Below are 14,529 nucleotides of genomic sequence, written 5' to 3'. Positions count from 1 at the left end.
ACTACCCGGGGAGTGTGCCCCGAACGGCACCGCGGAAGATGGGGATCATGATCGCTGCGAATTCGACGGACGGTTCCGGTTCCCGGTTCGATGCCCTTCTCGTGTTGTCGTTCGGGGGTCCGGAGCAGCCCGCCGACGTGCGCCCGTTCCTGGAGAACGTCACCCGGGGCCGGGGGGTGCCGCCCGAACGTCTGGACGCGGTTGCCGAGCACTACCTGCATTTCGGGGGTGTGTCGCCGATCAACGCCCTCAATCGCGACATCATCTCCCGCGTCGAATCCGAATTGGCAAGCGCCGGAATGGATCTGCCCGTCTATTTCGGTAACCGGAACTGGCATCCGATGGTCGAGGACACCGTCGCCCGGATGGGCGCGGACGGGGTGCGGTCCGCCCTCGTGTTCCCGACCTCGGCGTGGGGCGGGTACTCGGGCTGCAGGCAGTACCACGAGGACGTCGCCCGGGCGCGGACCGCGGCCGGGGACGGGGCACCGCACCTGCTGAAGCTGCGGCAGTACTACGACCACCCGCTGCTGATCGGGGCGTTCGCCGACGCCGTCCGCGAGGCCGCGGCGCAGCTCCCCGCCGGGCGGCGGGCCGACGCCCGCCTGGTGTTCACCGCGCATTCCGTGCCGGTGTCCGCGGACGTCAACGCGGGACCGCCCACGGAGGGCGGTCATCTCTACAGCCGGCAGGTGGCCGAGGCTGCCCGGCTCACCGCCCGCGCCGCCGGCTTCGACGACTTCGACCTGGTGTGGCAGTCCCGGTCCGGGCCACCCCAGGTGCCGTGGCTCGAACCGGACATCTGCGACCACCTGGACGCCCTCGCCGGCCGCGGGGTGGGCGCGGTGATCGTGTGCCCGGTGGGATTCGTGTCCGATCACCTCGAGGTGGTGTGGGATCTCGACACCGAGGCCCGGGACAGGGCTGCCGAACTCGGCATCGACTTCGTACGCGCGGCCACCCCCGGAACGGATCGGCGGTTCGCGGAACTCGTCGTCGCCCTCGTGGCCGAGCAACTGGCCGGCGCACCCGCCGCGCGGCTCGGGTCCGAGCCGCTGCTCGGTTCGACCCTCGACGGTCGGTCCTGCGCGATCGACTGCTGCAAGGCCGTGGTCAGGCCGTCAGGCCGTCCCGCGCACACGCATTGACGGCGGCGGTGCGCGCCGAGCGCACCGCCGACCGCAGCGGCCGCAGTAGGTCCTCGAGCGTGGCCGCACCCGACGCGGACACGGTGCGCGCGGGGGCCATCTGCTCGGCGACCGTGAGGATCGCGGCCACCTGATCGGCCGAGTCCAGGATCCGCAGCGCCCGCGGGGCGATCGTCGTCGGATACCGGTGCCGCGCGGACTGCGCCAGCGCGTCGGCGATCAGCGCGCGCGGGTCGGCGCCGAAACCGGAATCGAGCATGTGCAGCGCCTCGAGCGCGGCCGCGGCGTCCCGCACCGCCTGCCGCATCGTGAACTCGGCCTCACCCAGCCCGGTGTGGTGGGCGTCGAGGGGAAGCCGCTCGATCGTCGACACCGTCCAGCGCAGCACGTCCGGACCCTCGACGTGCGGGACCAGCCCCGTTCCGGACCGGCCGGGCGGTCCGACGAGCACACCCTCGCCCGCGCTGATCGCGGCGGACGCGAACTCGGTGCCCGCGGGAAGCCCGCGCACGTCGCCCGGCCCGGGCAGCACCAGCCGGATCTCGGTCTCGGGCTGCGACACGGAGCGGCGCATCGTCTGCAGCAGCGCCGTCACCCCGGCGTCCTGCGGGTGGGGCCACGGCAGCCCGGTGCGGCCTGCCGTCCCCTCGTCCTCGGCGCAGGCGAGATGCATCGGCGCCCACGCGTGGAGGGCGTCGATGACGTCGTCGGGTGCACTGTTCCCGGCGAGCCAGGAACTGGCCCACACGGTGAGAGTGGCGCTGGGTGAAGTCACGATAAACGAGCATATGTCGGCGTGGCGGCGTGTGCGTAACGGCGCCGCTGGCATAGCGTCAGCGCCCGTGAGCGGAGGCGACAGATACGGCGACATCTTTTCCGGACACCCACGCGCGCGGAAGCCCGTGACGCCGACGGTCCCGGCCGAGCGGGACCTGGTGGTCGAGGACGCCGGCACCGGTTTCTGCGGGGCGGTGGTCGGGTTCGAGCGCACCTACGACGGCGATTTCGTCCGCCTCGAGGACGGGGCGCGGCGCACCCGGTTGTTCGCGATGCGCGAGGCGGCGTTCCTGATCGACGGGAAACCGGTCACCCTGGTCCGCCCGGCGGCCAAGCCCGCCGGACCGGCCACCACCCGATCGGCGTCGGGATCCACCAAGGTGGAGGGGCTGCGGGCCCGGACGGCGCTGGCGAGCCGGATCTGGGTGGAGGGCGTGCACGACGCCGCCCTCGTGGAACGGGTGTGGGGGCACGACCTGCGCGTCGAAGGTGTCGTCGTCGAGCACCTCGAGGGTCTCGACAATCTCGGGGAGCGGCTCGCCGAATTCCGGCCTGGCCCCGGACGGCGCGTCGGTGTCCTCGTCGATCACCTCGTCACCGGATCGAAGGAGACGCAGCTGACCCAGGGACTCGGTCCGAATGTGCTCGTGACCGGGCACCCGTTCATCGACGTGTGGGAGGCGGTCCGCCCGTCGGCGGTGGGCATCGAGGCGTGGCCGAAGATCCCGCGCGGTGAGGACTGGAAGACCGGGGTGTGCCGCGAATTGGGGTGGGGGACACCGCGCGACGGCTGGCGCCGGGTCTATTCGGCCGTCAACACGTTCCGGGACCTGGAGGCACCGCTGATCGGGGCGGTCGAACAGCTGGTCGACTTCGTCACCGTCGGTTCCGGAGATTCTGGTTAGATGGTGTTGTGGCTGCATTGATTTGGCTGGTAGCGGGGGTGCTGCTCGCCGCCGCGGAAGCGTTGACGGGGGATTTCTTCCTCCTCATGCTGGCGGGCGGTGCGCTGGCCACGGCCGGGGTCACCGCGATCACCGACTTCCCGGTCTGGGTCGACGCGGTGATCTTCGGGGTGCTGTCCCTCGCCCTGATCCTCGGGGTGCGGCCGGTGTTGTTGCGTAAGTTCGAGACCCCGCCGCCGACCCCGACCGGGATCGAGGCCCTGACCGGCAAGCAGGCCCTGGTGCTCGAGGAGGTCGCCGAACACGCGGGGCAGATCAAGCTCGGCGGCGACGTCTGGACGGCCCGCCCGCTCGACAGCACGGAAGTGTATCCACCGGGAACGACCGTGACGGTAATGCAAATTGACGGCGCGACCGCCGTCGTATGGAGGGGACCGTAGATGGCAGCGCTCATCGTGTTGATCGTGCTCGTGTTGTTCGTCGCCCTGGTGGTGGCCAAATCGGTGGCGCTGGTGCCGCAGGCCGAGGCCGCGGTGATCGAGCGACTGGGCCGGTACGCGCGGACCGTGTCGGGCCAGCTGACGTTCCTGATCCCCTTCGCGGACCGCATCCGGGCCAAGGTGGACCTGCGGGAACGGGTGGTGTCGTTCCCGCCGCAGCCGGTGATCACCCAGGACAACCTGACACTGAACATCGACACCGTCGTGTACTTCCAGGTCACCAACCCGCAGGCCGCGGTGTACGAGATCAGCAACTACATCGTCGGTGTCGAGCAGTTGACCACCACCACGCTGCGCAACGTCGTCGGCGGGATGACGCTGGAGGAGACGCTCACCTCCCGTGACTCCATCAACGGGCAGCTGCGTGGCGTGCTGGACGAGGCCACCGGCCGGTGGGGTCTGCGCGTGGCCCGGGTCGAACTCAAGAGCATCGATCCGCCGCCGTCGATCCAGGAGTCGATGGAGAAGCAGATGAAGGCGGACCGCGAGAAGCGGGCCACCATCCTCACCGCCGAGGGGCACCGGGAGTCGGCCATCAAGACGGCGGAGGGCGACAAGCAGTCCCGCATCCTCGCCGCGGAGGGCGCGAAGCAGGCGTCGATCCTCACCGCGGAGGGTGAGCGGCAGTCCCGCATCCTGCGGGCGCAGGGTGACCGGGCCGCGAAGTACCTGCAGGCGCAGGGGCAGGCGAAGGCGATCGAAAAGGTGTTCGCCGCAATCAAATCCGGCAAGCCCACCCCCGAACTCCTCGCCTACCAGTATCTGCAGACGCTGCCGCAGATGGCGCAGGGCGACGCGAACAAGGTGTGGCTGGTGCCCAGCGACTTCGGTGACGCCCTCAAGGGGTTCGCGAAGACCCTCGGCGCGCAGGGGCAGGACGGGGTGTTCCGGTACGAACCGTCCACCACGGAGGAGGATCTGCCCAAGCCCGAGGACGATTCGGAAGAGGTCGCCGACTGGTTCGAGACCAAGTCCGACCCGGCCATCGCGCAGGCCGTCCGCGCCGCCGAGGTCGAGGCACGTCGTCCAGTTGACGGTCCGGGACCGCTCGCGAACCCCGGTGGCGCCGACGAGCATCCGCCGCTGGATCCGGGGGGAGCGCCCGGGCAGCTGCCGCCGCCCGTCACCCCGCCGGGACAGTAGCGGCGTACCGGCGCAGCACCGGCCGGAGCACACGGAAGAGTTGTTTGGGTGTGTGCTCGAGGTAGAAGTGATCGCCCGTCATGATGCGCACCTCGCGCAGCTCGGTGGTGTGCCGATCCCAGGCGCGGAGATCCCGCTCGCCGACCAGCGGATCGGCGTCCGCGCCGAGCACGTGCGTCGAACAGGGAAGCGGCGGGTCTGCGGGATCGCGGTACCCGGTGCAGAGGCGCAGATCGTCGCGCAGTGCGGGGAGGCAGTGGTCCCGCCATGCCGGCCGGGCCGGGAGGTCGGCGGGCAGACCGCCCGTGGCGCGCAGCAACTCGATCAGGGCCGGGTCGTCCAGGTCGTCGACCGGCGGCAGCGGCGAGGGCAGGTGCGGCGCCGAGTACGCGGACAGCAGCAGCGCCCGCGGGAGCGGGCGCCCGGCCGCGCGCCGGCGACACGCGAGCCGGTACGCCACCAGCGCACCCATGCTGTGCCCGAAGAAGACGTGCGGCTGCGTGAGCGGTTCGGCGAGTTCGGACTCGAGTGCGGTGACGAGGGACTCGACGTCGGTGAATCCGGCCTCGCCGGCACGGCTCTCCCGGCCGGGCACGTGCACGGGCCACACCGACACGTGCGGGCTCAGGGCGCGGTGCCAGTGCCGGTACGTCGAGGGTCCGCCGCCGGCGTGGGGGAAGCAGAACAGCAGGAGGGGGCCGGGCACGGCGCTACGCGGCCGCGACGAGCGTGGCGAGTTCGTCGGCGAGAGCTGCCACCGTGGACCGGATCTGGTCCTCGGTGTGGCACGAGGTGACGAAGAAGCGCAGCCGCGCGAGGTCTTCCGGCACGGCCGGGTAGAGGATGGGGTTCACGTTGATGCCGCGCCGGAGCAGTGCGTTGGACAGCGCGAGGGTGCGGAGTGAATCCCCGACGATGCACGGGATGACCGGGGTGTCCTTCGAGTCCCCGGTGTCGATTCCGGCGTCCGTGGCGAGCTGCAGGAAGAGCCGGGAGTTGCGCCGCAACCGGTCCAGTGCCTCGGGTTCGGCGCGCATCTGCCGGATCGCGGCCAGGGACGCCGCGGCATTCATCGGCGTGATCCCGACGCTGTAGACGAAGCCGGGCGTCGTGTACTTCAGGAAGCGGATGAGCTCGGCGCTGCCCGCGACGTAGCCGCCGCAACCGGCCAGGGCCTTCGACATCGTGCCGGACCACAGCTCCACGTCGTCGCGGTCGACGTCGAAGTGCTCGCCGATGCCCCCGCCGGTGGCGCCGAGCACCCCGATGCTGTGCGCCTCGTCGATCATCATCAGCGCCCGATGCTTCTTCTTCACCGCGATCATCGCGGGCAGGTCGGGGATGTCGCCGTCCTGGCTGTAGACGCCCTCGATGACGATGAGGACCCGCCGGTACTGCGATCGGATCGCGGTGAGGAGGGCGTCCAGCGCGGCGTGGTCGTTGTGCGGGAAGGGACGCCGGGTGGCGCCGGACAGGGCGCAGCCCTGCAGGATGCTGTCGTGCGCGAGGCTGTCGTGGATGACCAGGTCGCCCTCCCCGAGGAGATGACCGATGACCGTGACGTTGGTGGCGTGTCCGCTGACGAGGGCGATCGCGTCCTCGGTGCCGAGCAGGCCGGCCAGTTCGGCCTCGAGTTCCTGGTGTACCGGTTTCTCCCCGGACAGCAGCCGACTGGCCGAGCAGGAACTGCCGTAGCGGGCGACCGCGTCCTGCACGGCCGAGACGACGGCGGGGTGCCCGGACATGCCGAGGTAGTTGTAGCTGGAGAAGTTGACGACCTCCGCGCCCCCGATCGTCGACGTGTCCCGGGTGACGCCGTCGTTGACGAGGAAGTACGGGTTGGTGACCCCGAGCCCCTCGGCGGAGGTCAGCCGTGCGGCGAGCGCCTGAACCTCCGGGAACTCCGCGATGCGGAACTCGGGTGCCACCGTCCGTTCCGGTTCCGGGACAGCCGTCACCGTGCGACGCGACCCGGGTGCGTGGTGCGCGGTCACGTGCTCGATCACATCGCCGAGAGTGCGGCTCGGTGAGAACCAGTGCGGTTCGACGACGAGACCGGGGAATGCGCGGCTCACCCCGCCGAACAGGTCGGTGATCATGATCGAGTCGAATCCGAGGTCGCCGACGATCGTCTGCGTCGTCTTCAGTGCGGCCGCGGGGAATCCGCTGACCCGGGCGACTTCCGTGCGCACCCTGGTCGCGACGTCGCCGACCGCTGTCGCGGGACCCGGCCCGGCGTCCGGCGTCGCCGCCGGCGCGGGCGCGGGCGCGGGGAGGGCAACCGTGGGAGCGCCGTTGGCGGCAGCGGCGAGAACGGCGGCCTGTTCCCGGAAGAGCGCGATCAGCTGGTCCATGGTGGTGTCCTCGGGTTCTCGTGTGACGGTGGGCGATGCGGTGACGGTGGCCTGGACCGCGGCGGCGGGTGCGTCCCCGGGTGTCCAGAAGCGGGCGGTGGTGGCGAACTGGTATCCGCTGAGCCGCCGCCGGACCCGTGAGTCCGGTTCGTACAGCGCATCCCACACGGGGTTCAGTCCGTCCCGGTACAGGGCGGCGACGGTGTCGGGGAGTTCGGCTCCGGTCGCGGCGGGACCGGGGCACGGTGCCAGGTGCCGCGCGGGCGAATCGTGATGGGCGCGAGCGACGAGCGGCAACAGGATTCGTGCGGGGCCCACCTCGATCAGGTGGGTCGGATCGCAGGTCAGGGCGGCCGCGGTGGCGTCCGCGAACCGCACGGTCGCCGTGATGTGGTCGGTCCAGTAGGCCGCGTCCATCGGCTCGTCGACGTCGAGCAACCGGCCGCGTGTGGTGGAGAAGATCGGGATCTCGGGCTGTCGGTACGTGCAGCCGGCGGCGACCTCCGCGAACGCGTCCTGTATCGGCGCCATGGCGGGGGAGTGGAAGGCATGCGACACGGTGAGCCGGCGGACGCGGAGTCCGGCCGCGGTCAGTGCGGCGCCGAGGCGTTCGAGTGCGTCGGCCGCCCCCGACAGCACCACGTCCCGCGGCCCGTTCACCGCTGCCAGCGCGGCCGCGGGTTCGCCGGCGAGCAGGTCGGCGACCTCGTCCGGGGTGGCCCGGACCGCGAGCATCGTCCCGCCGGCGGGCAGTTGCTGCATGAGCCGTCCCCGCGCGACGATCAGCCGGCACGCGTCGTCCAGGTCGAACACGCCGGCGTGCGCCGCGGCGGCGTACTCGCCGACGCTGTGACCGACCAGCCACGCCGGTTCGACACCCAGCTCGCCGAGCGTCCGGGCGAGCGCGTATTCGACCGCGAACAGGGCGGGCTGCGCGAACTCGGTCCGGTGGATGTCGTCACCGGCATCGAACAGCATCTCCCGCACCGAGCGGCCCAGATGCGGTGTCATCCGCTCGTCCACGTCGGACAGTGCACGCCGGTAGCCGCCGTGGTGCTCGTGCAGCGCGCGGGACATTCCCGGGTGCTGCGCGCCCTGACCGGTGAAGAACCAGCCGATGCTGACGGGGCGGGCCGCGCCGGACAGCGACGCGCGCAGGTCGTCGTCGGCCGCGACCGCGCGCAGCGCCGCGACGGCCTCGTCCCGGTGGTGTGCGGTGAGCGCGAGGCGGTGGCGCCCGGATGCCTTGACCGTGTTGGTGGTCCAGCACACCCGGCCCAGATCCGCGCCGGGTCGTGCGAGATCGTCGGCCAGGACGGCGGCGGTGCGGGCGAGGCCGTCCGGGTTGTTCGACGACAGGGTGAGCACGCCGCCGCCGGTGCTCGGCGCGGCCGGGGTGGTGGCGGGCGCGGAGGCCAGCAGCATGTGGGCGTTGGTGCCGCCGAGGCCGAAACTGCTGACGGCGCCGTGCGCGTCGTCGTCGGGCAGCGTCATCGGCTCGGACAGGAGTCGGAGGCCGTTGTCCGCCAGGCGGAGTCGCGGGTTCGCGTCCTCCGCGTAGCGGCTGGGGGGTACCACGCGGTGGTGCAGGGACAGGGCCACCTTGATCAGGCCGGCCACGCCGGCCGCCCCCTCCGTGTGGCCGAGATTGCCTTTGATCGATCCGATCGCGCACGGCTGCGGCCGGGTCACCCCGTGGACGTGGCCGAGGGCCTTGACCTCGATCATGTCGCCGAGCACCGTCCCGGTGCCGTGGGCCTCGACGAACGCGACCTGGGCGGGCGTGACACCGGCACGCCGGTAGGCCGTCTCGACGACCTGCTGCTGGGCCCAGCGGTTGGGTGCGGTGATCCCGTTGCTGCGGCCGTCGTTGTTGACGGCGCTGCCCTTGATCACCGCGTAGATCGGCAGGCCCTCGGCCTGCGCGTCCTCGAGCCGGCGCAGCACGAGCACCGCGACACCCTCGGCGCGACCGATGCCGTCCGCCGTCCCGCTGAACGGTTTGCACCGGCCGTCCGGTGCGGACAGCCCGGCCTGGGTGTAGAAGACGTTCACCGTGGGGGTCAGGGTGAGGTTGACGCCCCCGGCGAGGGCCTGATCGCATTCCCCGGACCGCAGCGCCGCGCAGGCGAGATGGACGGCGACGAGGGACGACGAGCAGGCCGTGTCGATCGCCATGCTCGGGCCCTGCAGGTTCAGGTGATAGGACACCCGGTTGGCGGTCATGAAATAGCCGTTGCCGCTGCCGAGTTGGGGGGTGATACGCGAGATGTCACGCATCTGGAGATTCCACTCGTTGGCCATGACGCCCACGTACACGCCGGTGTTCGACCCGGCCTGCGCCCGCGGGTCCAGGGCGGCGTCCTCGAGCGCACGCCACGCCGCCTGCAGCAGCAGCCGCTGTTGTGGGTCCATCGCCGCGGCCTCGCGGGGCGCGATGCCGAAGAATTCGTGGTCGAACGCGTCGGCGTCGGTGAGGAATCCGCCGTTGCGGTTGTTGACCGCGCCGGGACCACCGGCGGCGTCGAAGACGTCGTCCGCGTTCCATCTCGAGGCGGGGACATCGGTGATTCCGTCGCCGCCGCCCATCAGCAGCGCCCACAGCGCGTCGGCGTCGGGTGCCTGCGGGAAGCGGCAGTCGAGGCCGACGACGGCGACGTCGGTCATGAGGCCGTCCGGTACCGGGCTGCGGCCTCGCCGACGACGAAGACGGCCATTTCGGCGATGGTCGGATACTCGAACACCACGGTGGGATCGAGTTCGAGGTCCCAGCGGTCCTCGATCTCGCCGCACAGGCTCACCGCGGACACCGATTCGATTCCCAGTTCGGCGAGGGGCAGGTGGGGGTCGACCTCGCGCACCGGTTGTTCGGTGTGGAAGGCCACCCTGCCGGCGAGCCAGTCGATGACGGGTGCGTGGTCGCGCGGGGTGCTCTGTTCGGGGATACGCATGGGTGTTCTCTCCTGGTCGGTGATCGGGGGTCAGGCGGGTGCTGCGACGGCGGTGGTCCGGAGGCGTTGCACCGCCGGGTCGATCTCCTCGTGCAGCACCGCGTCGACGCGGGACTGCAGGAACGACGCGCGCATCGATCTGCGCTGGACCTTCCCGCTCGTGGTGCGGTGCACCCCGTGCCGGTCGACGAGCACCACACTCGGGGCGTGGACGTCGAAGTCGCGGGAGACGGCGAGCCGGATCCGGCGTGCGAGGCCGGGCAGCGTCAGGTCGTCGATCAGCGCGGTCTTGACCTCGTGGATCACCAGCAGCCGCTCGTGCTGCCCGGTATCCATCGACAGCACCACCCCGGTGGCACCGGTGAGCGCCGGGTGCAGGTCCCGGACGGCCTCCTCGATGTCCTGCGGGTACAGGTTGCGGCCGTTGACGATCAGCAGGTCCTTCAGGCGGCCGGTGACGTAGAGGTGACCGTCGTCGTCGGTCACCCCGAGGTCACCGGTGCGCAGGTACGGTCCGTCGCCGGCGAGGGTGGCGCGGAACTTCTGCTCGGTCTCGTCCGGCCGGTTCCAGTAACCGGCGGCGACGCTGCCACCGGAGATCCAGATCTCCCCGACCCGGCCGTGCGGCAGCTCCCGGCCGGTGTGCGGGTCGACGATGCGGATGTCGCACCCGAACGGCCGGCCGCTGCCGACCAGCCGGACACCGCCGACCCGCGGGGTGAGCTCGTGGCGCTCCAGCGCGGCGGCGTCGACGTCGAGATACCTTGGGGCGCAGCCCACCTCGCTCGCGGTGGCGAGCAGGGTCACCTCGGCCATCCCGTACGCGGTCAGGAACGCGCCCGCCGGGAAGCCGAAGGGTGCGAGCCGGTCGGTGACGGCGTCGAGGGTGCGTGGCCGGATGGGTTCGGCCCCGTTCAGCGCGACCCGCACCGAGGAGAGATCCAGCCCGGCCAGTTGGTCGTCGGAGATCCGGCGGGCGACGAGGTCGTACGCGAAGTTCGGGCCGAGGGTCATGTCGGCGCGGTACCGGTCGATCAGCTGCAGCCATCGCACCGGGCGCTTGAGGAAGGCCATCGGCGACATGAACACGAGATTGCCGCCGACGTAGAGCGGCAGCAGCAGCATCCCGATCAGCCCCATGTCGTGGAAGTGCGGGAGCCAGCCGGCGCCGGTCAAAGTGTCGTCCGCACCGTTGGCGAGGGTCATGGCCGCGGCGTTGTGCAGCAGGTTCCCGTGGGTCACCATCACGCCCTTCGGCTCACTGGTGGAACCGGAGGTGTACTGGAGGAACGCCAGGGTGTCGCCGTGCAGGTCCGGGAGCCGCCAGTCGTCGGGATCACCCGGTTCGGTGGTGTCGGTGGCGGCGACGGAGACCGTGGCGGCGAGCCCGGAGTCGCGGATCCAGGTGTCGAGCGGCTCGGCGACCGCGGCGGTGGTGAGGACGAGGCGCACGTCGGCGTCATCGAACATCGTGGCGACGCGCTGCATGCTGCGCGCGTCGTGCGGGACGGGCGCGGGGACGGCGACCACCCCGGCGTAGAGGCACCCGAGAAACGCGCGGAGGAAGTCGATTCCGTCGACGTACAGCAGCATCACCGGATGTTCGGCCTCGGGCCGGGTCGACAGCCACACCGCCAGTGCGCGGGCGTCGCGATCCAGGTCGCGGTAGGTCACTTCCTCGGCGACGAGTTCCCGGCCGACCTCACGGTGGTAGGTGTAAGACCGGTCGTCGCCGTAGACGGCGACCTGGGCGCGGACGTGGGACACGAAATCGGTAGGCACGAAACTTTTCTCCCTCGATGCGGACGAGTACGACTCTCGTCCGCGTCGAGGAGGGATCCCACCACCCCGAGGGCTGGTTCTGCGCACCCCTGGGGTGACGGTCCTGCACCGGTGGATGCCGCCGGGAACGGCTTACGTGATGAGGGCGCGTCCCGTCCCGCACACCGCGATCGCCCAGAGCACGCTGGTGAACGTGCCGATGATGAATTGTTCCGACGCGTGCGGTTCGCGCAGTTCGGGGTAGCGGGCCAGTCCCTTGACCGCCAGGACGACGGCGATGCCCTCCGGCCAGGCCGCGAGGATCGCCACCGCGACGGCGGCACGCTCGAGGAGTCCGATGATCCGTCCTCCGCGCAGCGGCCCGGCGTCCGGCCGCGGGTCGGAACCGGCGTCGGGCTGGCGGCGCGCGATCCGGAACGCGGCGAGCACGAGGGGCGCCCCGCCGGTGGCGGCGGCCGCGACGCACAGGACGAGGGTCGCGGCGAGCGCGAAGCCCGTGACCGGGGTGGTGGCGGAGGCGGCGAGCGCGGCGACGGCCAGGGCGAGCGCGACCACGATCGGTGCCGCCCACTGCGACATCCAGCGGGGGCTGCGGGGCGCCGCGAGGGCAAGCGGTGCGACGGCGGCGACGCCGAGGGCGATGAGTGCGAGGGTCGTCACGTGTCCGCCTTGCGTAGGAGTCGTTCGGCCAGTCGTCGTCCGGCGGTCTCGACGTGCCAGCCGGCGGTGGAGAGTCGTTGGGAGACCGCCTGCTTGCTGATGCCCAGCGCGCGGGCCGCCTCGGTCTGGGTGGAGCCGTGCCGCATCTGTTCGACGGCCTCGCGGCCCTCCTCGGTGCGGCGCGCGACGAGGATCGCGACGAGGGTGAGGGCGGTGTCGGCGTCGGCGGCGCCGTCGGGGTCGGAGCCTTCGACGGCCACCCGGCCGGGGGCGTTCTTGGCGCGGTCGACGGCGACCCGTGCGGATTCGAACGCGGGGCCGCGCCCGGCCCGGGTCTCGGCGGGGAGGGGTTCTTCGACGGGGCCGGCGCCGATGCCGATGCTCCAGTGTTCGCGTCCGACGAGGTCGAGTGCGAGGTCGACGACGGTGGCCGGGTCCGCGACCACGGCCTGGACCTCGTCGCCGGCGGTCCGCTGGAACGGGCGGACGAGGTCGCGGTGCGCGAATTCGGTGAGGAGTTGCGCGACGCGGTCGACGTCGCGGCGGCTTCCGCGCTGGTCGACCGTCAACACGAACATGGGTCAAGGTTAGAAACTGGATACCACGATGTCAAGACTCAAAGCTTGACTTTCCTGGTTCAAGGCTGCGCGATTGACTCGTCCTCGGCGGGGCGGTCCACGGCCCCGTCCGGCATCGCGTCGCCTGAACCGTCCAGCGGCCGCCGGGAATCGACCACCAGCCCGGCGATTCCGACGACGATGCACACCGCGGACAGCATGAGAAGGCCCGGCTTCGTCTCCCCGGTGAGGGCGTCGCCGAGAACGACGATGCCGACGGTCCCCGGCAGCACACCGACCACGGTGGCCAGCACGTACGGGACCAACCGGATCGAGGACACCCCGGCGCAGTAGTTCACCACCGAGAACGGGACGAACGCGATCAGGCGCAGCGACCCGACGGCGAGCCAACCGCGCCGGGCGATCCGCTCGTCCACCCGGCGGATCGTCGGATTGGAGATCCGCTGCCACACCACGTCCCGGCCGACGGCGCGCACCAGGTAGAGGGCGAGTACGGCACTGACCGTCGACGCCAGCACCGCGATCGCGATGCCCAGCCACGCACCGAACAGCAGGCCGGCACTCAGCGTGAACACCGTGCGGGGGAACGGGAACACCGTCACCACCGCGTGCACGGCGAAGAAGACGAGCGGAAAAGCCGGCCCGACGGATCGCGCCCATTCCCGCACCTGCAGCACGGACGGGTGCGGGGCCAGCAGCGCCACGACGACCAGCGCGACTGCCAGTACTGCGACGCCGATCACCCTGCGGTCCCCGAGGCGTCTCTTCACAGGGCACCAGGCTACCCGGGTGACCGGTGCGGGGCGCCGCGAGCGGCGGGTCAGGACGGGCGGCGGCGACCCGTCACGGTCGCCTCGACGCAGATCCGCCCGCCCGACGTCCCGGCCACCCGGGCCACCGCCACCGAGCGGCCCGCCCTGACCACGTCCGCGGTGAACGTCGTGTCGCGGTCGAGAGGAATCGGGCGGAAGTAGTTGATCCGCGCGGACGCCGTGTCCGTGTCCGCGCCGGCCCGGCTCAGGGCCGCGTTCGCCGCGAGGTCCATCGCGCATGCCTGGACGCCGCCGTGCATGAACCCGAGTTTGTTCGCGATCAGCGGGTTGGCCGGCACCACGACCCGCACGTCGGGTCCGTCCTCGATCCGCCCGCCGATCCAGTCGAGCGGCGCGACCCCCGGTTCCGGGAAGTCGGGCAGGGCCGACCCGGCCGCCGCCGGTGCCGGCAGGTCCACGAAGTTGCCCCACAGGGTGCCGGTGGCGATGAGGGTGCCCGCCGAGTCGTGGACGCGGGCGGTCGAGGTGCCGCCGTCGGCGGTGAGCGCGAGGAGCCGGCTCTCCGCCCGCAGCGTCGGCCCCTGCCACCGCCGGGGTGTGAGGACGTCCACCGACAATTCGGCCGTGACCAGGCCGTCGCGTGCTCCGCGCCGGTCCCACACGGTGAATCCGAGGAGATCGTCGAGCAGCACGGCGAGGACGCCGCCGTAGGGGGTGCGGGCGGTGTTCGAGGCGAGCGCACCGATGTCCATGCTCATACGATTGAGTGGTTCGCCGCGGTCGTCGACGTCCCGGGTCGGCGCGCCGAGACCGAACAACCGCTGCGTGGCGGTGCGATCGGTGACCACCGGTTCCTGCGCAATGCTCATGACCTGAGGTTATGCATCGTGTGGTGATCCTCACGATAGGGGTCGCCGAACTGCGGCTAGCATCACAGTCACACAATGTATTGATCGAT

At 71.4% G+C, this 14,529-nt stretch carries 13 protein-coding genes; 4 read left to right on the top strand and 9 right to left on the bottom strand.

The genetic code is table 11. The features are described 5' to 3' along the window. The first annotated feature begins 38 nt into the window (after positions 1–38). Positions 39–1,148: a ferrochelatase gene (locus QM693_RS24350; RefSeq protein ID WP_283353666.1), complete on the top strand. Its 1,110-nt coding sequence runs from the start codon at positions 39–41 to the stop codon at positions 1,146–1,148. Here the strand turns inward: QM693_RS24350 and QM693_RS24345 are convergent. Further along, a complete protein-coding gene (locus tag QM693_RS24345; protein ID WP_280784548.1) occupies positions 1,114–1,923 on the bottom strand; it encodes an Rv1486c family protein in 810 nt (269 codons plus the stop codon). The two genes, QM693_RS24350 and QM693_RS24345, sit on opposite strands and share 35 nt — an antisense overlap. 67 nt (positions 1,924–1,990) lie before the next feature. Between QM693_RS24345 and QM693_RS24340 the strand changes: the two genes are divergently transcribed. From QM693_RS24340 to QM693_RS24330, 3 genes are read left to right on the top strand one after another with little or no spacing between them, the layout of a single operon-like run. Beyond that, positions 1,991–2,830 (top strand): DUF3097 domain-containing protein, encoded by an 840-nt coding sequence (locus QM693_RS24340; RefSeq protein ID WP_280784547.1) that lies wholly within the window; start codon positions 1,991–1,993, stop codon positions 2,828–2,830. Positions 2,831–2,838: 8 nt separating this feature from the next. Beyond that, positions 2,839–3,270: an NfeD family protein gene (locus QM693_RS24335; protein WP_005241863.1), complete on the top strand. Its 432-nt coding sequence runs from the start codon at positions 2,839–2,841 to the stop codon at positions 3,268–3,270. Then, positions 3,271–4,473, top strand: a complete 1,203-nt coding sequence (locus QM693_RS24330; RefSeq protein ID WP_280784545.1) for an SPFH domain-containing protein — start codon at positions 3,271–3,273, stop codon at positions 4,471–4,473. Here QM693_RS24330 and QM693_RS24325 read toward each other — a convergent pair. The 8 genes from QM693_RS24325 to QM693_RS24290 form a co-directional block, all read right to left on the bottom strand. After that, positions 4,454–5,179, bottom strand: a complete 726-nt coding sequence (locus QM693_RS24325) for a thioesterase II family protein (protein ID WP_283353653.1) — start codon at positions 5,177–5,179, stop codon at positions 4,454–4,456. The two genes, QM693_RS24330 and QM693_RS24325, sit on opposite strands and share 20 nt — an antisense overlap. Before the next feature lie 4 nt (positions 5,180–5,183). Continuing rightward, on the bottom strand, positions 5,184–9,494 hold the full coding sequence (locus tag QM693_RS24320; protein WP_283353652.1) for a type I polyketide synthase: 4,311 nt from the start codon (positions 9,492–9,494) through the stop codon (positions 5,184–5,186). Further along, a complete protein-coding gene (locus QM693_RS24315) occupies positions 9,491–9,778 on the bottom strand; it encodes an acyl carrier protein (RefSeq protein WP_283353651.1) in 288 nt (95 codons plus the stop codon). The genes QM693_RS24320 and QM693_RS24315 overlap by 4 nt, the downstream gene beginning before the upstream one ends. A 30-nt stretch (positions 9,779–9,808) precedes the next feature. After that, a complete protein-coding gene (locus QM693_RS24310; protein ID WP_283353650.1) occupies positions 9,809–11,560 on the bottom strand; it encodes a fatty acyl-AMP ligase in 1,752 nt (583 codons plus the stop codon). Between the two features lie 132 nt (positions 11,561–11,692). Beyond that, a complete protein-coding gene (locus tag QM693_RS24305; protein ID WP_280784540.1) occupies positions 11,693–12,220 on the bottom strand; it encodes a hypothetical protein in 528 nt (175 codons plus the stop codon). Then, positions 12,217–12,798, bottom strand: coding sequence for a hypothetical protein (locus QM693_RS24300; RefSeq protein WP_009480494.1), 582 nt, complete (start codon positions 12,796–12,798; stop codon positions 12,217–12,219). Before QM693_RS24300 ends, QM693_RS24305 begins: the two co-directional genes overlap by 4 nt. 59 nt (positions 12,799–12,857) lie before the next feature. Further along, on the bottom strand, positions 12,858–13,568 hold the full coding sequence (locus QM693_RS24295) for a TVP38/TMEM64 family protein (RefSeq protein ID WP_283353649.1): 711 nt from the start codon (positions 13,566–13,568) through the stop codon (positions 12,858–12,860). A 50-nt stretch (positions 13,569–13,618) separates the two neighbouring features. Continuing rightward, a complete protein-coding gene (locus QM693_RS24290; RefSeq protein WP_283353648.1) occupies positions 13,619–14,440 on the bottom strand; it encodes a PaaI family thioesterase in 822 nt (273 codons plus the stop codon). Positions 14,441–14,529: the final 89 nt, after the last annotated feature.

Origin of the sequence: Rhodococcus sp. IEGM 1305 (assembly GCF_030058635.1) — a bacterium.
Taxonomy (GTDB): Bacteria; Actinomycetota; Actinomycetes; order Mycobacteriales; family Mycobacteriaceae; genus Rhodococcus_F; species Rhodococcus_F opacus_D.
This window is presented reverse-complemented; position numbering and strand designations above follow the sequence as displayed.